Annotated in this window: 13 protein-coding genes and 2 pseudogenes; 12 read left to right on the top strand and 3 right to left on the bottom strand. The window is 45.9% G+C overall.

Annotated elements, in window-relative coordinates; all coding sequences use genetic code 11:
- The 10 genes and pseudogenes from L5M10_RS21055 to gabT all read left to right on the top strand — a co-directional run.
- On the top strand, positions 1-203 hold a 203-nt coding region (locus tag L5M10_RS21055; RefSeq protein ID WP_263255841.1), incomplete at its 5' end, for a transposase domain-containing protein.
- 43 nt (positions 204-246) lie between these two features.
- Positions 247-597 (top strand): annotated as a pseudogene (locus L5M10_RS21050) (gamma-glutamyl-gamma-aminobutyrate hydrolase family protein); the annotation flags it as partial.
- A gap of 2 nt (positions 598-599) precedes the next feature.
- Positions 600-1,955: a glutamine synthetase family protein gene (locus tag L5M10_RS21045; RefSeq protein WP_105249908.1), complete on the top strand. Its 1,356-nt coding sequence runs from the start codon at positions 600-602 to the stop codon at positions 1,953-1,955.
- Positions 1,956-2,554: 599 nt separating this feature from the next.
- A complete protein-coding gene (locus L5M10_RS21040; RefSeq protein ID WP_028760882.1) occupies positions 2,555-3,655 on the top strand; it encodes a polyamine ABC transporter substrate-binding protein in 1,101 nt (366 codons plus the stop codon).
- 177 nt (positions 3,656-3,832) lie between these two features.
- Entirely contained in the window at positions 3,833-4,969 is a 1,137-nt protein-coding gene (gene potA / locus L5M10_RS21035; RefSeq protein WP_028760881.1) for a polyamine ABC transporter ATP-binding protein, read from the top strand.
- A complete protein-coding gene (locus L5M10_RS21030; protein ID WP_028760880.1) occupies positions 4,966-5,871 on the top strand; it encodes an ABC transporter permease subunit in 906 nt (301 codons plus the stop codon). Before potA ends, L5M10_RS21030 begins: the two co-directional genes overlap by 4 nt.
- Positions 5,868-6,683 carry an ABC transporter permease subunit gene (locus L5M10_RS21025; protein ID WP_263255840.1) on the top strand — a complete coding sequence of 272 codons (816 nt, stop codon included), beginning with the start codon at positions 5,868-5,870 and terminating at the stop codon, positions 6,681-6,683. The genes L5M10_RS21030 and L5M10_RS21025 overlap by 4 nt, the downstream gene beginning before the upstream one ends.
- A 262-nt stretch (positions 6,684-6,945) precedes the next feature.
- Entirely contained in the window at positions 6,946-8,232 is a 1,287-nt protein-coding gene (locus L5M10_RS21020) for an NAD(P)/FAD-dependent oxidoreductase (RefSeq protein WP_028760878.1), read from the top strand.
- Between the two features lie 50 nt (positions 8,233-8,282).
- Complete coding sequence (gabD, locus tag L5M10_RS21015) at positions 8,283-9,731, top strand: NADP-dependent succinate-semialdehyde dehydrogenase (RefSeq protein ID WP_263146005.1); 1,449 nt, start codon at positions 8,283-8,285, stop codon at positions 9,729-9,731.
- 32 nt (positions 9,732-9,763) lie between these two features.
- Positions 9,764-11,041: a 4-aminobutyrate--2-oxoglutarate transaminase gene (gabT, locus tag L5M10_RS21010; RefSeq protein ID WP_263255839.1), complete on the top strand. Its 1,278-nt coding sequence runs from the start codon at positions 9,764-9,766 to the stop codon at positions 11,039-11,041.
- 146 nt (positions 11,042-11,187) lie between these two features.
- Here the strand turns inward: gabT and L5M10_RS21005 are convergent, their stop codons facing one another.
- Positions 11,188-12,195 carry an LLM class flavin-dependent oxidoreductase gene (locus L5M10_RS21005; protein WP_263255838.1) on the bottom strand — a complete coding sequence of 336 codons (1,008 nt, stop codon included), beginning with the start codon at positions 12,193-12,195 and terminating at the stop codon, positions 11,188-11,190.
- Between the two features lie 514 nt (positions 12,196-12,709).
- Positions 12,710-14,275 (bottom strand): peptide MFS transporter, encoded by a 1,566-nt coding sequence (locus L5M10_RS21000; protein WP_028760874.1) that lies wholly within the window; start codon positions 14,273-14,275, stop codon positions 12,710-12,712.
- A gap of 419 nt (positions 14,276-14,694) precedes the next feature.
- Here L5M10_RS21000 and mak point away from each other — a divergent pair, with 419 nt between their 5' ends.
- Both mak and L5M10_RS20990 read left to right on the top strand, forming a co-directional pair.
- Entirely contained in the window at positions 14,695-15,591 is an 897-nt protein-coding gene (gene mak / locus L5M10_RS20995; protein ID WP_263160858.1) for a fructokinase, read from the top strand.
- Positions 15,592-15,821: 230 nt separating this feature from the next.
- Positions 15,822-17,783 (top strand): annotated as a pseudogene (locus L5M10_RS20990) (methyl-accepting chemotaxis protein); the annotation flags it as partial.
- Here L5M10_RS20990 and L5M10_RS20985 read toward each other — a convergent pair.
- The coding region (locus tag L5M10_RS20985; protein WP_263255837.1) for a transposase at positions 17,771-18,013 on the bottom strand (243 nt) is incomplete at its 5' end. The pseudogene L5M10_RS20990 and the gene L5M10_RS20985 sit on opposite strands and share 13 nt — an antisense overlap.

Raw genomic sequence — 18,013 nt, 5'->3', positions numbered from 1 at the left:
CCATCAAACCGTTCGTGATTGGTCGCAAGGCGTGGTTGTTCGCCAATACCAAGACGGGAGCACAAGCCAGTGCGGCACTGTACAGCCTGGTCGAGACCTCAAAAATCAACGGACTGGAGCCGTATGATTACCTATGCCGCTTATTAACCGAGCTACCCAAAGCCAACACCCAAGAGAAACTACAGCAACTCCTGCCTTACTGATCACCAGCCACACCGCAAGGTGTGGTTGGCGTTACGCTTACGCTTTATTGAACATCGAGAAGATAAAACCGCATCCTTAGATGTGCAGTATGGGGCTTCTCACAGTATTACTGTTGAGCCCGGGGGGCTTATTTACGAGGCCTGGGGCCGTAACTCTGCAGAGATTAACTCTGTACATACTCAAGGCGTGGAGCGCCTGGGTGTTGGGTTGCGGCCAGAAGCTTATGCTCCAGATGGGTTAGTGGAGGCTTTCTCCGTAATTGGTACTAAAGAATTTGCCCTCGGTGTGCAATGGCATCCAGAGTGGAAGGTGAGCGAGAATCCGTTTTATCTCTCCATTTTCAATGCCTTCGGTGATGCATGCCGACGTAGGGCTACAACTCGAGTGAAATAATAATGAATAAGCTAATCGCTTTTTTAAAAGAACGAAAAATCACAGAAGTCGAATGTGTTATCAGTGACATGACTGGCATCGCCCGCGGCAAGATTGCTCCAGTCGATAAGTTTCTCGATGAAAAAGGCATGCGTTTGCCCGAAAGTGTGTTGTTGCAAACTGTGACCGGTGATTTTGTCGACGAAGAGATTTACTACAGTTTGCTCGATCCCGCCGACATCGATTTTGTTTGTGTACCCGATGAAAATGCCGTTTTTATGTTGCCTTGGACCATCGAAGCCACGGCACAGGTTATCCACGATTGCTACGACAGAATGGGTAATCCGATTGAGCTGTCACCACGTAACGTGTTGAAAAAAGTCTTGTCTCTCTATGACGAACAGGGCTGGGAACCTGTTATCGCTCCCGAAATGGAGTTCTATTTGACTCGTCGTAGTGACGACCACGATTTACCCTTAAAGCCTCCAATTGGTCGTTCAGGTCGCCCCGAAGCGGGTCGCCAGTCATTCTCTATTGATGCTGCCAACGAATATGATCCTATGTTTGAAGATATGTACGATTGGTGTGAGCTTCAAGGTTTAGATATCGATACTTTAATCCATGAAGATGGTCCCGCACAGATGGAGATTAACTTCAGCCATGGCAACGCATTATCTTTAGCTGATCAAGTGTTTATCTTTAAACGCACTTTACGGGAAGCCGCGCTGAAGCACGATGTGTGCGCCACTTTTATGGCAAAACCCGTGACGGATGAACCTGGCAGTGCGATGCATATTCATCAAAGCGTGATCAATAAAGAGACTGGCAAGAATATTTTCACCAATGAAGATGGGACTAAGAGCAAGCTATTCTTGGGATATATTGCAGGTCTACAAAAATTCATTCCTGAGTTACTGCCACTGATGGCGCCAAATGCGAACTCGTTTCGTCGTTTCCTCCCCGGCACTTCGGCACCTGTAAACTTAGAATGGGGCGATGAAAACCGTACCTGTGGTTTACGCATTCCAGAATCTTCACCACAAAACCGTCGCATTGAAAACCGCATTCCCGGCGCCGATGCTAACTGTTATTTGGCGATTGCCGCGAGCTTGTTGTGTGGCTATATCGGCATGGTTGAGTCGCTAAAACCTTCGACTCCTGTGCAAGGTAAAGCCAATGAAAGTCGTAGCAATAATACCCATTGTTTACCACTGACATTAGAGGAAGCATTAGCGGCGATGGAAGAAAGTGATGCCTGTAAGCAATATTTAGGCGAATCCTTCACCACTGGATTTGTGGCGGTAAAACAGGCTGAACTTGAAAACTTCCGCCGTGTTGTCAGCTCATGGGAACGTGAATTCCTATTACTCACTGTGTAATGTTTTGGATTGATTGCACTGACCGTGTTGCCGCGTTAACCCAAGGAATAAGGGGTTAACGTTGGCCATAACGATACTGATGCGTGCACTGTTTTAGTGAGGTTGCACTTAACTGGTGCAACTCGCTTGTTAAATAATATGATGGTTTTTAATGGCTTGTCCGTTAAAGTGATTATTCAATTCCATTGCTTGTCTGCAAGGGAAGTAAAATAGGCTTAACAATTTTAGGTTGTTCGCTTGCTAGCGTTACTAACTAATTGTTAGTCATATTTAAAATGTGTTTATCTAAGTGTTTTTTTGCGATTGCTTAGGGACTTGAGGCATTTGCCTTAATGTTGCAAAATGTACAAGCAGTGTCATATCTAGTCTATTTTTTTGAGTGTTAATGCAATACCGATGCCTCGAAAATTTGGCACGAAACCTGATACTTAACAAATTGCAGCAAGATATAAAGTAGGCATGGTTATCATGCCGTAGAGACTGCCGATGCGGTTTTTAAGGTGTTGCATTGGTCGAAAATAACAACAATATCCGGGCAGCCCGGTGACACAATGTCAGAATTTGCTTAAGCAGTTCTGCTACCCGAGAAAGGAGAAAGCATGAAGCTATTTAATAAGATGACCACATTAGCGCTGGTGACTGCGAGCGTATTTGCAAGCGCAGTGGCCCAAGCGGAAGAAGTGGTTCGCGTGTATAACTGGTCAGATTATATCGCGGAAGATACCTTAGAAAACTTCAAGAAAGAAACGAGCATTAGGGTAATTTACGATGTATTTGATAGTAATGAAGTGCTTGAGGCTAAATTACTGTCTGGTCGTAGTGGCTACGATATCGTTGTACCTTCTAACCACTTTCTCGCTAAGCAAATCAAAGCGGGTGCTTTCAAACCTTTAGACCGTGCTAAGTTACCTAATTTTAAAAATTTAAATCCAGCCCTGATGAAGTTGCTTGAAAAAGCCGATCCGGGTAACCAATATGCCGTGCCTTATTTATGGGGAACCAATGGCATTGGTTACAACATCGATAAAGTGAAAGCCGCTGTGGGGGAAGATGCGCCATTTAACTCAATGGAACTGATCTTCAATCCTAAATACGCTGAAAAAATTTCTAAGTGTGGCTTTGCTATGTTGGACTCTGCCGACGACATGGTGCCACAGGCGATGATTTATTTAGGCTTAGATCCTAACAGTACTAAGGCTGAAGACTATGAAAAAGCGGGTGAGTTACTGGAAAAAATTCGTCCTTATGTGACGTATTTCCATTCTTCACGTTATATTTCTGACTTAGCGAACGGTGACATCTGTGTCGCTTACGGTTTCTCCGGTGACGTATTCCAGGCGAAGGCCCGTGCTGAAGAAGCAAAAAATGGCAATAAGATTGGCTACTCCATTCCAAAAGAAGGTGCCAATCTGTGGTTCGATATGTTAGCTATCCCTGCTGATTCAACGAACGTCGATAATGCACTCACGCTGATTAACTATTTTCTACGTCCAGAAGTCATAGCGCCTATCTCTAACTATGTGGCCTATGCTAACCCGAACGATCCCGCTCAACCTCTGGTTGATGAGGCTATCCGTACCGATCCTGCGATCTATCCACCACAAGAAGTGTTAGACAAACTTTATATTGGTGAAATTCGTCCTTTGAAAATTCAGCGCGTATTAACCCGTGTTTGGACCAAAGTGAAGTCAGGACAATAGTCGATAGGGGGCAAGCCTAGCTTGCCCCCAGCTTGGCAAACTTCTATGTCCAATCCTATGCATAGTTAATCCACGTATAGGATTTGACACAGTTTGTTTAACCACTTTTCATTCATTAATCGTGTTGAACCTAGAGTTTGAGCGTATCTACGCCTCATTTTCGGGTGGAGAAGTACTATGGCAATCACCTCGAGCGTCACCAATAAACCGACAACAAAGACGCAAGAAAAAGTACTGCTCAAGATTGAGCGGGTAAGCAAATTATTCGATGACGTGCGGGCTGTCGACGATGTGTCATTAACTATCAATAAAGGCGAAATTTTTGCCTTACTTGGCGGGTCAGGCTCGGGTAAGTCAACACTACTGCGCATGTTGGCGGGTTTTGAAAAGCCCACCTCTGGCCGTATTTTCCTTGATGGGGAAGATATCACCGATTTACCGCCATACGAACGTCCCATCAATATGATGTTTCAATCCTATGCTTTGTTTCCCCACATGACAGTGGCACAAAACATTGCATTTGGTTTGAAGCAAGACAAGCTGCCTAAAGCCGAAATTGAACAGCGTGTGCAAGATATGCTGAAACTCGTGCATATGGAGCAATACGGTAAGCGTAAACCGCATCAGTTATCCGGTGGTCAGCGCCAGCGTGTTGCACTGGCCCGTTCACTGGCGAAACGGCCTAAATTATTACTGCTCGATGAGCCTATGGGCGCATTGGATAAAAAACTGCGTACCCAAATGCAGCTAGAAGTGGTTGAAATCCTTGAGCGTGTCGGCGTGACCTGCGTGATGGTGACCCACGATCAGGAAGAAGCCATGACAATGGCAGGTCGAATTTCGATCATGAGTGATGGCTGGATTGCTCAAACTGGCTCGCCAATGGATATTTACGAAAGCCCTAACAGCCGCATGATCGCCGAGTTTATCGGTACTGTGAATTTGTTTGGTGGCGCGATTGAAGTGGATGAAGTCGACCATCTGATCATTAAGTCTAATGATTTGGCCCAACCTTTCTATGTTGGTTATGGCGTCACGACTAACGTTGAAGATAAGAATGTTTGGCTAGCAGTGCGTCCCGAAAAGACCATTATTAGCCGTGAACAGCCTGAAGGTCAGTACAACTGGGCGAAAGGAATCGTACATGATATCGCGTATTTAGGTGGTATTTCAGTCTATTACATTCGTTTAGAGAATGGTCAAATCGTACAGTGCAGTATGACTAACCGTGAACGCCGCGCCGATCATGCCACATGGGATGACGAAGTGTTCATTAGTTGGGAGGACACCAGTGGAGTGGTGTTGAGATCATGAAGAAACCCATTAAATTAAAGTGGCTTAAGGGCCGCTTCTGGACCATAGGTATTCCCTACGCTTGGCTGCTGCTGTTTTTTGCCCTACCGTTTGCGATTGTCCTTAAACTGAGTTTTTCGACGGCGGCGATTGCTATTCCGCCCTATGAAGCAACATTCCAATATGCTGACGATGTATTAAATATCTTCCTGCATTTGGGTAACTATTTGATGTTGCTCGATGATTCGCTATATTACATGGCTTATCTCAGCTCATTGAAAATGGCGTTAATTTCGACCTTGGGCTGCTTGATTATTGGCTACCCAATGGCCTATGCCATTGCCCGTGCCCCTGCGCGGTTGCAAACCGTGCTGTTGCTGTTAGTTATGTTGCCTTCTTGGACCTCATTTTTAATCCGTGTTTACGCTTGGATGGGGATCTTAAGTAACACAGGGATCATCAACAATTCACTGATGTGGTTGGGGATTATTTCTGAGCCGTTACAGATCCTCAATACCAATATTGCCGTGTATATCGGCATCATCTATGCGTATTTACCCTTTATGATTTTGCCCTTGTACGCCACCTTAGTGAAACTTGATATGAGTTTGATTGAAGCTGCGTCTGACTTAGGTTCGAGCCGTTTGAATACCTTCTGGAAAATCACTTTCCCGCTGTCAAAAAGTGGTGTGATTGCTGGTTCTATGTTGGTGTTTATTCCTGCCGTGGGTGAGTTTGTGATCCCAGAGCTACTCGGTGGTCCCGATTCCTTGATGATAGGTCGAGTGTTATGGCAAGAGTTTTTCAATAACCGCGACTGGCCTGTGGCTTCGTCACTGGCGATTGTGATGTTGGGTCTATTGATTATTCCGATCACTTTATTCCATCGCTATCAGGCGCGTAGTTTGGAGAAAGACCTATGAAAAAATTAAGCTTTTCTTCAGTGATGCTCTGGTTTGGCTTGTTTTTCTTGTATGCACCTATGTTAGTGCTGGTGATTTATTCCTTTAACGACTCTAAATTAGTGACGGTATGGGGCGGATTTTCACCTAAATGGTATGGCGAGTTATTTCAAGACCAACAGATTTTAGATGCAGTATGGACCAGTCTGCGGATAGCGTTTTATAGCTCAACTATGGCGGTCATTATCGGCACTATGGCAGCCTTTGTGATGACACGCTTTAAGCGTTCATGGGCAAAACTGACCCTGTCGAACATGATTACTGCACCGCTGGTAATGCCTGAAGTGATCACTGGTCTGTCTTTGCTTTTACTGTTTGTGCACATGGCAGATTTGTTCGGTTGGCCCAGAGAGCGTGGCATGATGACAGTGTGGATTGCACACTCAACATTTTGTGCTGCCTATGTGGCTGTGGTGGTGTCTTCAAGATTGCGCGAGCTTGATATGTCAATCGAAGAGGCGGCAATGGACTTAGGGGCAACACCGCTCAAGACTTTCTTCTTGATTACTGTGCCTATGATTTCGCCGGCGCTGGTGGCGGGTTGGTTGTTGTCATTCAGTTTGTCCTTAGACGATTTAGTGATCGCAAGCTTTGCCTCAGGCCCTGGTGCAACGACCTTGCCTATGGTGGTGTTCTCTTCGGTACGTTTAGGGGTTTCCCCTAAGATCAATGCCTTAGCGACGCTGATCATACTGTGTGTTTCACTCATCGCTTTCCTTTCTTGGTATATGGCAAGACGGGCAGAGAAACGCGACCGTACACCAATGAACTAGTTAGCTTAATTTGGGGATGGCTTTGGTATTGCCAAAGCCATCCTTGATATTTGTCACCGCTCCCATCACCCGCTTTGCTTTGCAGGCTAGTCCTGTTACTCAAGATCACCAGAATTGAATCACTGAGCTAAAAATAATCTCGTGTTTGATATATCAAACAAAATGTAAATTATTGCGCTTTTCTGGCTAGTGTTTCGTTTTATGAAGGTGTAGGATGTGATGGCTGTTTAAAATAATGAACATTAGAATTCAAGGGAACAACATGTCTGCCATAGCTCACGCTGGATCATATTATGCGGCATCGGCCAACGATAAGGTTGAACGTCCGCGTCTACAGGAATCGATTGAAGCCGATGTTTGTGTGATTGGCGCAGGTTATACAGGCCTTTCTGCCGCGCTGCATTTATTAGAATCTGGCATGAGTGTGGTGGTGTTAGAAGCCGCTCGCATTGGCTGGGGCGCCTCGGGCCGTAATGGCGGACAAATCGTTAATAGTTATAGCCGTGACATTGATACTATTGAAAAAACAGTCGGTAAAGAACAAGGTAAACTCTTTGGCCAAATGGCCTTTGAGGGCGGGCAAATCATCCGCGATCGTATTGCTAAGTATAATATTCAATGCGATCTAAAAGATGGCGGCGTGTTTGCCGCGATGAACGAAAAACAAATGGGCCATCTACGCCATCAAAAACAACTGTGGGAAAGCCACGGCCATGTTAATCAGCTCGAACTTCTCGATGCTAAAGGTATTCGCGGTGTGGTAAATACTGAGCGTTATGTCGGTGGTCTACTCGATAAAAGTGGTGGCCATATTCACCCGCTTAATTTAGCCCTAGGCGAAGCGCGCGCGGTTGAATCCCTCGGCGGTAAAATTTTTGAAGACTCAGCGGTGTTGAGTGTCGATGAGGGCGATAGCCCGGTTGTGCATACGGCGCAGGGCAGTGTAAAAACCAAGTTTGTGGTCGTGGCGGGTAATGCCTATTTAGGTAAGTTAATGCCAGAGCTGCAGGCAAAATCTATGCCCTGCGGCACGCAAGTGATTACCACAGAGCCTTTGAGTGCCGATCTGGCTGCGAGCTTATTACCACAGGATTACTGCGTCGAAGATTGTAACTATCTGCTCGATTATTTCCGTCTGTCTGGCGACAAGCGGATGATTTACGGCGGTGGCGTAGTGTATGGTGCCCGCGATCCGGCGGACATTAAATCGATCATTATTCCGAATATGCTCAAAACCTTCCCGCAATTAAAGGATGTGAAGATCGATTATGCGTGGACAGGTAACTTCCTACTGACGCTGTCGCGCCTGCCACAGGTTGGTCGTATCGGTAAGAATATCTATTATTCACAGGGTTGCAGTGGCCACGGTGTCACTTATACCCATCTGGCGGGCAAGTTACTGGCCGAGATGCTCAACGGCCAAGCCACGCGCTTCGATGCCTTTGCTGCATTGCCACATTATCCTTTCCCCGGCGGTCACGCACTTCGAGTCCCTTTTAGTGCTATCGGAGCTTGGTATTACACGTTAAGAGACAAACTAGGTCTTTAACATTATCACTTTTAAGAAGCTAGGTAGCTTCATAATACGAGGAAATCCTTGTGCAATTAAATGATCCGAGTTTGCTACGTCAACAGTCTTTTATTAATGGTCAATGGTGTGATGCCGTTTCTGGTGACACGCTAAAGGTGGTTAATCCCGCAACCAATGCCGTGATTGGCTACGTTCCTAATATGGGACAAGTTGAAACTGAAATGGCGATTAAGGCGGCAGAAGCGGCTTTACCTGCATGGCGAGCGCTCACAGCCAAAGAGCGTGGCGCTAAGTTAAGGCGTTGGTTTGAATTACTCAATGAAAATAGTGATGACTTAGCATTGCTCATGACGACTGAGCAGGGTAAACCGCTGGCAGAAGCGAAAGGTGAAGTAACCTATGCCGCTTCGTTTATCGAGTGGTTTGCCGAAGAAGCGAAGCGTATTTATGGCGATACCATTCCTGGGCATCAAGGGGATAAGCGCTTGATGGTAATTAAGCAGCCTGTCGGTGTAACTGCCGCGATTACGCCGTGGAACTTTCCTGCTGCGATGATCACCCGCAAAGCCGCTCCAGCGTTAGCTGCGGGTTGCACTATGGTGGTAAAACCTGCGCACCAAACACCCTTTACCGCATTAGCGATGGCTGAACTCGCTAAGCGTGCCGGTATTCCTGCGGGCGTATTTAGTGTGTTAACGGGTGATGCGGTGCAGATTGGTAATGAAATGTGTGCTAATCCCATAGTGCGTAAATTATCCTTCACGGGCTCAACCAATATCGGTATTAAATTAATGGCGCAATGCGCGCCTACCTTAAAAAAATTGTCGCTAGAGCTTGGCGGCAATGCACCATTTATCGTATTTAACGATGCCAATATCGATGCCGCTGTCGAAGGCGCCATGATAGCTAAATATCGTAATGCCGGCCAAACCTGCGTCTGCGCTAACCGCATTTATGTGCAAGACGGTGTATACGACGAGTTTGCCTTAAAACTTAGCACTGCTGTTGGCAAGCTTAAGGTTGGAGAGGGCATCAACGAGGGCATCACTACGGGCCCGTTGATCAATGCCGCTGCGGTCGAAAAAGTGCAGAGTCACCTTATCGATGCTATCGCTAAAGGCGCCTCTGTGATCGCGGGCGGCAAAGTTCATGATCTTGGCGGTAATTTCTTCGAGCCAACCGTGCTCACCAATGTCGATAAAAGCATGCTTGTTGCCCGCGAAGAAACCTTTGGTCCACTCGCGCCGCTGTTTAAATTCAGCGATGTCGACGATGTGATTAAACAAGCTAATGATACTGAATTTGGCCTCGCCGCCTATTTCTATGGTCGCGATATTTCATTGGTGTGGAAAGTCGCCGAAGCCTTGGAATATGGCATGGTTGGGGTCAACACTGGCTTGATTTCGACGGAAGTCGCACCTTTTGGCGGGATGAAATCTTCAGGGCTTGGCCGCGAAGGCTCTAAGTTCGGTATCGAAGAATATCTAGAAATCAAATACATCTGCATGTCCGTTTAATACGGTCCGATTTGGCGAGTGAGGAACACTAAATGACAACAACCAATGATTCATTGATGGCACGTCGCCAAGCCGCAGTTGCGGGTGGTGTCGGGCAAATTCACCCAATCTTTACTGCGCGCGCCGAAAACGCGACCGTATGGGATGTTGAAGGTCGCGAGTTTATCGATTTTGCGGGTGGCATTGCCGTGCTCAATACGGGTCACCTTCATCCTAAGGTTAAGGCGGCGGTTGCAGCTCAGCTGGATAATTTTTCCCATACCTGTTTTATGGTGCTCGGCTACGAGAGCTATATCCAAGTGTGTGAAAAGCTCAATCAACTGGTGCCTGGGGATTTTGCCAAGAAGACTGCATTATTCACTAGTGGCTCAGAAGCAGTTGAAAACGCAGTTAAAGTGGCGCGTGCCTATACCAAACGTGCTGGCGTGATTGCGTTTACCTCGGGCTACCATGGTCGCACTATTGCGGCTTTGGCATTGACCGGAAAAGTCGCGCCTTACAGTAAAGGTATGGGGCTGATGTCGGCGAATGTGTTCCGCGCTGAGTTCCCGTGCGAAATGCATGGCGTGTCCGATGACGATGCTATGGCTTCCATCGAACGTATCTTTAAAAATGATGCCGAGCCGAGTGATATTGCCGCCATTATTTTAGAACCTGTGCAGGGCGAGGGCGGTTTCTACGCCGCATCGCCCGCTTTTATGCAGCGCCTGCGCGCACTGTGCGACCGTGAAGGCATTATGTTGATTGCCGATGAAGTGCAAACGGGCGCGGGCCGTACTGGTACTTTCTTCGCAATGGAGCAAATGGGGGTTGCTGCGGATATCACCACCTTTGCCAAATCTATTGCGGGTGGTTTCCCCCTTTCTGGCATTACTGGTCGCGCCGAGGTAATGGATGCAATTGGCCCCGGTGGCTTAGGTGGCACCTATGGCGGCAGTCCGTTAGCCTGCGCCGCTGCGCTCGCCGTTATCGAAGTATTTGAAGAAGAAAAGCTTTTAGAAAGAGCTAATACCATTGGCGCCCGTATTAAATCGGCACTTCATACCATGCAGGTCGAGCATCCGCAAATTGCCGATGTGCGTGGTTTAGGCGCTATGATCGCCATTGAATTGATGGAAGAAGGTAAACCTGCGCCGCACTATTGCGCGCAAGTGTTGAGCGATGCCCGTGACCGAGGATTGATTTTATTATCCTGCGGTACCTACGGTAATGTGTTGCGCATTTTGGTGCCATTAACGGCGCCGGATGCACAAATTGATGCAGGCCTTGGTATTCTTAACGCCAGCTTCAATGCCGTACTGAAAAGCTAATATCGCTTTGATATAAAAACGGTTTTAGATGACAGTTTTGCATAATAAAAATCCCGCTTCGGCGGGATTTTTATTTGGGGCGATTGTTTTGGAATTGGCTGTTTTTACTGCCAGTGACTTTCAGCACTCATTAGTTAAATGAATCGCTACTTTTTAATCTCCATTAGGATCTGTAATGCCTTTTTGCGTTTATCAAGATCATACAAGTCGTTGGTAAAGATAAACTCATTCACGCCGAGCTCTTTTACTATTATTTCCAAACGATGCTTAATCGTCGCTGGGCCACCAGTAACTGATAAACCTAAGAAATTATCGACATAGGTTTCTTCTTGCGCACTCCACAAGCCATCCATAGTATCAACTGGTGGCTTTAGCCATAACTCGCGACCACGGATAAGTGCCAGCACGCGCTGTTTTGAGGTCGTGCCCAAATATTGGGCCTCTTCATCTGTATCGGCGGCAACTAACGGCAAGCCGAGCATCACATAGGGTTTATCAAGCACTTGAGAAGGTTTAAAGTCGCGGCGATAGATTTCAATCGCATCGTAGAGAAAACGTGGTGCAAAGTGGCCCGCAAACACATAGGGCAAACCGCGCTGCGCCGCTAACTGTGCGCTAAAAAGACTCGAGCCCAATAACCAAATTGGCACATTAGTACCTTCTCCGGGAATCGCTCGCACCGCATGACGACCATTGTAAGGGCCAAGTAGAGTTTGTAATTCACTGACTTCTTCAGGGAATTGTTCGGCGCGACTGGTATCACGGTTCAGTGCTCGGCTGGTAATCTGATCGCTGCCGGGCGCGCGGCCTAGTCCTAAATCGATTCGACCAGGATAGAGACTTTCAAGGGTACCGAACTGTTCGGCGACCACTAAAGGCGCATGGTTTGGCAGCATAATCCCACCCGCGCCGACGCGAATACGCTGAGTATTGCCAGCAATATAGCCAATTAATACCGAGGTCGCCGCGCTAGCGATACCTGGCATATTATGGTGTTCGGCAAACCAAAAACGATTAAAGCCGAGTCGGTCGGCTTCCGTGGCATACTGCAAACTGTTGTGCAGTGTTTCACCCACAGTTGAGCCTTGGCGCATGGGCGCGAGTTCCAATAGCGAGAAGGGAATATCGGCCAATATTGATGTCTGTTGTGACATAGTGTCTCCAAGTGACTGCCGTTTTTGCTAGCTACAACAAGAGGCGCTAACTGTGTTAGGCGTATTGTTCGTTGCATTGCTAAGACAAAGCGTTAACGGCTCAGTCTTGATGAATAAAAGGTATTCAGTGATATTGATATGGGGCTAAGTGCCGCGCTTCTCAAGCTTGAACGGCTAACTCTTTACCCTTCGTTATTTCATTAATCATGTTAATTTGAGTTTGCACTTGAGCTGCGCCATGCAACTGAGTGTGTACTCGCTTTGTAACAAATTGAGGGGCTGAAGTCATCCGCGTGTGAGGGCCGATAATGTGGAACTGAAGTTCTTATTCTCAGCAACTCAGCGCTAAGCCAGTTACAGTAGGATTGCATGACTTTCGCTAAAGCTCATTTGGTTATGAGTAGCAATATAAGGGTATAAACGATGTTGAATGAAGTGATAAAAAAACTGCCGATAGCAGGGCTATCGGCAGTTAATGTTATGCAATAGATAAATCGCTATTGTCAGTCGAGCATTACTGCTCGGCTTTCACATCCCGTAGCGATGCTGCAGCACTTTCATTAATATCATGATCAGCAGCATTGTTGTGTGAATGGTGAGTTTCAGTCAGGCGACGCATCAGAGGTAATACCGCAAGTGCGATAAAGGTACAGACCACAGCGGCTATACCTAGTTTATTAAACAGACTTGTGTATACGGGTAAGGTTTGCAGTGGGTCGACTAAATCCTTGGGTACACTGGCGAAGTTAGCGACCACACCGCCCAGATACTGTGAAATACCTGAGGCGACGAAATAGGCGCCCATCATAAAGCCGCCCATACGCGCAGGTACGTAGCGGGCAATCATGGCAAGACCAAGACCACTCACCAGCAATTCCCCTAAAGAGTAAGAGGCATAGCCCCAGATCATGATCCATGAAGAGGTTTTACCATTGACGGCAAATTGGCCCGCAAAGCCATAGATAAAGAAGCCAATCGCCACAACGGCAAAACCGAGAGCAAACTTCGCCGCGATAGAAAAGTCTTTATCATTGCGTCCAGCCCACGAATAGCTCCATGCGAGTACTGGACTTAATACCATAATCCATAATGGATTTAATGCTTGGAACTGGGCAGGTGACCAAGTCCACAAGTGGGTACCAAAAACTTGAAAATCCCAATCCACGTTACGCAGGGCAAACAGCGCGAGTGACGTTGACATTTGTTGATAGAAAATAAAGAAGAACACGGTTTGCACGGTAAGGATCAGTGCTGCAATCAGTCCCGCTCTTTCACTGGTTTCGCTGGTGCGGATCAAGTGGAAGAAGATTGCCAATACGGCTACGCCTGCTGCATAAACGAAGACGCGCGCAACAGCTTCGTATTCAAGAATAATGGCTGAAGCGACAACCGACAATGCGGATAGACCCAATACAATCGCGAGGTTTTTCTTGTTCACTGGGCGAGTGTCTGGCTCAGAACCGTAATGGACTAGACTCTTACGCATGAGTGCATAGTTACCTAACCCCACCAATATACCGACACAGCACACGGCAAAGGCTGCGTGCCAGCCAAATTCGTTACCATACTGGGCGTTAACGTAATCTTTAATCCAAGGCGTGAGCAACATAGAGAAGGTCGAACCCACGTTTACCGCCATGTAATAGATAGTAAAAGCACTGTCGATTTTAGAATCGTCACCTTCATAGATTTTACGGACTAAGTTACCCGCATTCGGCTTGAATAGGCCGTTACCGACCACAATCACGCCGAGCGCTGAAAACATAAACCACGTATTTTCAGTGGGTACGGCCATTAGTGCATAACCCAGAGAGAGGATCCCCGCACCGAGCAGCATAGTGCGTTTGGTGCCGAGAATTTTATCCCCAACCCAGCCACCAATCGCCGGTGATACATAAATAAGTGCCGCACAGGCACTCCATACTAAGTTTGCACGTGAGTCATCAAAGCCAAGGCGCTGCACCATAAAGTACACAATCAGCGCTTGCATGCCGTAATAACCAAAGCGTTCCCATAATTCGATAAGAGACACAGTCATAAATGAATGTGTTTTACTTACCGGAGCAGTCCCAATAGTCATATCGCTTGCTTCCAACATTGTTGTTTTAATATTTGAGCTCAAAAGTATAAGGCGATAACCAATTCAAACCAATGGCAGACATAGGCAAAAACAGACTTTGTTACAAATGACCTTATCAATTTTAAGGTGGATTTAAGCGGAGACAGTTCTATCCAAGTTTTTCTGCTGCGGATAAATCAAGGAACATTCGCAGTACTATCGGATAAGCAGATAATGGCATGTGCGGGTATGCGCTATGGTGTATTTAAATACATTGAGGTTGATTGCTGTTTGTCCAGCAGGCATAGTGCGCTTGGAAATTCTAATGTAGATAACTTTAAAACGAAAAGTTCTACTTAGCAGCGTCTCTACAGTTGCAGATATGCATCAGGTTGTTAATGCACCGCTTTGCGTTAAATATATTTAAACGGAGTATATGAATGTTACGAATTGGTATCGATCTTGGTGGCACAAAAATCGAGGTAGTCGCATTAGATAGCGATGGTAACGAAGTCTTTCGTAAACGCATCCCGACACCGAGAGAATATGTTGCGACAGTCAATGCTTTGGTTGCATTGGTAACTGAAGTCGAAGACAGCCTGCAGCAAACCGCCACTATCGGAATAGGTATTCCTGGGGTTGTTTCTCCTTTTACTGGCCTAGTAAAAAACGCTAATTCAACTTGGATCAATGGTCATCCACTTGATGTGGATCTGGGGACTCGATTAAATCGTAAAGTAAAAATTGCTAATGATGCGAACTGTTTTGCCGTATCAGAAGCGGTAGATGGCGCTGCCGCAGGAAAGTCAGTTGTATTTGGTGCCATTATTGGAACGGGATGTGGTGCTGGTATCGCAATTAAAGGCCAAGTACATGATGGTGGCAATGGTATTGGTGGTGAGTGGGGCCATAATCCTTTACCGTGGATGAAAGCCGATGAATTTAATACCACGACGTGTTTTTGTGGTAATAGAGACTGTATCGAAACGTTTATATCTGGAACAGGCTTTGTTCGCGACTTTCGCGCTGCGGGCGGTATTGCTGACAGCGGTATTGAAATTGCCCAAATGATGCAAGCGGGAGATCCGCTGGCAACTCAAGCATTTAACCGCTTTATTGATCGTTTAGCCCGTTCATTGGCCCATGTGATCAATATGATGGATCCTGATGTTATCGTCCTTGGTGGCGGCGTGTCTAACATCGATGCTATTTATACCGAATTACCGAAAATTTTGCCGCTCTATGTAGTTGGCCGAGAGTGCCACACACCCGTTGTTAAAAATTATTATGGTGCTTCATCTGGGGTGCGTGGCGCCGCTTGGTTGTGGGGACGCTAATCCTAGACTCAATCAAGAATAGTGTTTGATATTAAAGGCTGAATTCATTTATTTGAATTTGGCCTTTTTTTGATTTAGTCATTCAAAAGTTTTACATTTCATTGACAACTCTTTATCTTAAGTACTGGTAATTCTTACCCTAAGTGCTATTTTTAATGCTGTATAGAAAGTATAAAAATAAAGTAGATCAAAATAATTACGCTATTGTCGTTCTCTTGGGAGTTTACTAGATGAAGCATTTATCCATCAGTACTAAATTGTTGTGGATTACTTCCGCATTGTTCTTATTGATTGTTGCAATTTTAACGATAAGTCTTTGGCAGGCATTATCCGCACAAAATATCCAGGTTTCTGAACAAGTACAAAAAACCCTGCAACTGGAGACTCGCGATAAGCTAGAGGCACGAGCAGGCGAGTATGGTGAAATGGTTGCGGGGTTTATTAATGAAGCTTCTCGTATTCCTTTTTCTTTTGCGGGGATTGTTGAAAGCACCGCTGAAGAATTACCCTTAAAGCGCGATAGGTTAGAGCTTGCTCTTGCGGCCGTGCTAAAGAAAAGTTCGCAAACCTCTTCTATGTACGCGCAATTTGAACCGAATGGTTACGATGGTCTCGATAGCGAATTTTTAAATGTAGAGATTAGTCATAGTGTGGCATCTTCTGGTGCATTAGAAGTGTATTACACCCGTAATAGTGATGGCAGTGTGAAACAAAGGCAAGTTGATGATTCACAAGAAAAATATCTTACTAGCCTGAATGAGTTTGGTGTGCGTGATGCAGAATGGTATCTGTGCGCTAAAGAAACGCTAAAACCTTGTTTAATGGAGCCATATTTAGACGAAATCAGCCCTGGTCATACTGAGCTAATGACCTCCCTGACAGTACCGATAGTCAAGCATAAGCAGTTCATCGGTGTAATAGGTATTGATGTAAACTTACCGGTATTCCAATCGTTAATTGATCGATTAGCAAAGAGCCTTTATGACGGACAAGCTAAGGTCACATTGCTGAGTAATCATGGCTTTATTGTTGCGTCCAGCTATGACAGTAAAAAAGCCCGTCCTCTATCAGAATCAATAGATCCTAAATTAGCGACTAAAATTAGTTCATTGCATAAGAATGGTCAATACATGACGGACGGCGATGAAATTATTGTCGCTTATCCGATTAAAATTTCACTCGCGAATACTGAATGGTCACTTGTTATTCAAGTCCCTAACGCTCAAGCCTATAAAAGCTCAATTGAACTCAATAATAAAATGGATGAAATGGCTACATCACTTGGCAGCCTACTATTGATAGTGGGGTTAGTCGTATCAGTTATTGCCGTTATCACCATTAGTTTGGTGCTTCGCAGCATTATTTCGCCACTGAAGATGATTCAAAATAGAGTAGAGCATCTTGCTAGTGCAGAGGGTGACTTGACCCAATCGATTGAAGTCGACTCACATGCTGAGCTCATCGCTCTAGCAAAAGGCTTTAACTCCTTTATTTATAAGCTAAAGAGTCTCATTGCAGAATTAAAAGTTTTAGCGAGTCGTACTCAGCAAGAAAGCCAATCATCAGCAGAAATAGCCCAATTAACTCGTGATAGCGTCCAACGACAACATGGTGAGATTGAAAGTGTTGTTACTGCAGTAAATGAAATGAGCGCAACAGCGCTCGAAGTCGCTAAAGCATCAGAGCAAACGGCGGTAGAAACAGAGGCGATGTCGCGTAACATTCGTGCAAGTGAGGAAAGTTTAACTAAAGCAATGGATTATGTAGACACGATGTCGAAAGAGTCATTGCAAGCTAAAATAGCCGTTAGTAAAGTGGCCGAAAGTAGCACCAATATTAGTCGAATTCTTGAGGTGATTAGTTCGATTGCGGCGCAAACAAATCTACTCGCTTTGAATGCGGCAATTGAAGCCGCTAGGGCGGGTGAGCAAGGTCGTGGTTTCGCCGTCGTTGCCGATGAAGTCAGGGCGTTGGCGTCCAAGACTCAAAGCTCCACCGATGATATTAGTGTGCTTATCGATGCCCTCCAAAAAGAAGTACATAGTGCTTCAAATATTATCGATAAAGGGGCTGAACGGGCGCAAATGGCCGTGACTCAGACAGAACAAGCTTTATCTTCTTTGAATTCAATGGTAAGCCAAATTGAGGAAATATCAGGGCAAATTACACATATACCCAATCAACCTGAAGATGCGTGGGTAAAGAGCTGAAAATTATCATTGATCCGCGACGCTAAACTTTCACCAATATCGGGTAATGTTTCTTTGAAAAATTTATCCAGTGCGGACCTGAAATCTCGCTTATTTTTGAAGTACACGCTGTTCCTCGCGTGCTCATTCATGACCTTCCACAGTCTTTCTATCGGATTGAGGTTCGGGCTGTAAGGCGGTAAATAATGCAACTCAATATTGTGCGAAAGAAA

It is taken from the genome of Shewanella sp. SM32, from assembly GCF_025654235.1.
In the GTDB taxonomy this organism is placed as follows: Bacteria; Pseudomonadota; Gammaproteobacteria; order Enterobacterales; family Shewanellaceae; genus Shewanella; species Shewanella oncorhynchi.
Note: the sequence above shows the minus strand (reverse complement) of the source record. Positions and strands in the feature narration are given on the sequence as shown.

Excerpts from the sequence above, each read along its gene's own strand:
- L5M10_RS21045 (WP_105249908.1), top strand. The coding sequence starts at position 600 with ATGAATAAGCTAATCGCTTTTTTAAAAGAACGAAAAATCACAGAAGTC.
- L5M10_RS21040 (WP_028760882.1), top strand. The coding sequence starts at position 2,555 with ATGAAGCTATTTAATAAGATGACCACATTAGCGCTGGTGACTGCGAGC.
- potA (WP_028760881.1), top strand. The coding sequence starts at position 3,833 with ATGGCAATCACCTCGAGCGTCACCAATAAACCGACAACAAAGACGCAA.
- L5M10_RS21030 (WP_028760880.1), top strand. The coding sequence starts at position 4,966 with ATGAAGAAACCCATTAAATTAAAGTGGCTTAAGGGCCGCTTCTGGACC.
- L5M10_RS21025 (WP_263255840.1), top strand. The coding sequence starts at position 5,868 with ATGAAAAAATTAAGCTTTTCTTCAGTGATGCTCTGGTTTGGCTTGTTT.
- L5M10_RS21020 (WP_028760878.1), top strand. The coding sequence starts at position 6,946 with ATGTCTGCCATAGCTCACGCTGGATCATATTATGCGGCATCGGCCAAC.
- gabT (WP_263255839.1), top strand. The coding sequence starts at position 9,764 with ATGACAACAACCAATGATTCATTGATGGCACGTCGCCAAGCCGCAGTT.
- L5M10_RS21005 (WP_263255838.1), bottom strand. The coding sequence starts at position 12,195 with ATGTCACAACAGACATCAATATTGGCCGATATTCCCTTCTCGCTATTG.
- L5M10_RS21000 (WP_028760874.1), bottom strand. The coding sequence starts at position 14,275 with ATGACTATTGGGACTGCTCCGGTAAGTAAAACACATTCATTTATGACT.
- mak (WP_263160858.1), top strand. The coding sequence starts at position 14,695 with ATGTTACGAATTGGTATCGATCTTGGTGGCACAAAAATCGAGGTAGTC.